Source organism: Mesorhizobium sp. M1D.F.Ca.ET.231.01.1.1 (assembly GCF_003999155.2).
Classification (GTDB): Bacteria; Pseudomonadota; Alphaproteobacteria; order Rhizobiales; family Rhizobiaceae; genus Mesorhizobium.
The window spans coordinates 1-404 of record NZ_RZOZ02000078.1 but is presented as its reverse complement, the minus strand read 5'-3'; the positions used below and the strand labels follow the sequence as shown (position 1 = coordinate 404).

Here is a 404-nt window from a genome sequence, read left to right as displayed (position 1 = left end):
TTCGTGTGCGCTCCAGCTTGGCACGCGCTTCCTGCTCGTCGAGAAAGACGAAACGGCTCGACCAGCGATAGGTGATCGGCATCAGATCCAGCGCATTCAGGATACCGGGCCAGCTTTCGGCTGGCAGGCCGTCGATCGCGACGACACCGAGAAAGCGGTTCTCCACCTTTGGCGTCAGGCCGTGGTGGAGCTCGGCCGTGACCAGCCAGTCAAGATACATCGGAATGTCCGGCAACCGGACGGGATGGTTCTCGCCGGTAATGCAGAAGCGAATGAAATGGAACAACGCTTCATACCGCGCGATGCGATGGCCGCCGCGCTACTCGGTTTCCCGCGTCACCATCCGACGGATCGAGACGACATTCGCGAGATATTGCTCTACCTCGCGGATCGACGTCCGGAAC

1 pseudogene is annotated in these 404 nt (G+C 60.6%); it reads right to left on the bottom strand.

Annotation, left to right across the window (positions count from 1 at the left end):
- Positions 1 to 404: pseudogene (locus EN874_RS32360) on the bottom strand (conjugal transfer protein TrbE); the annotation flags it as partial.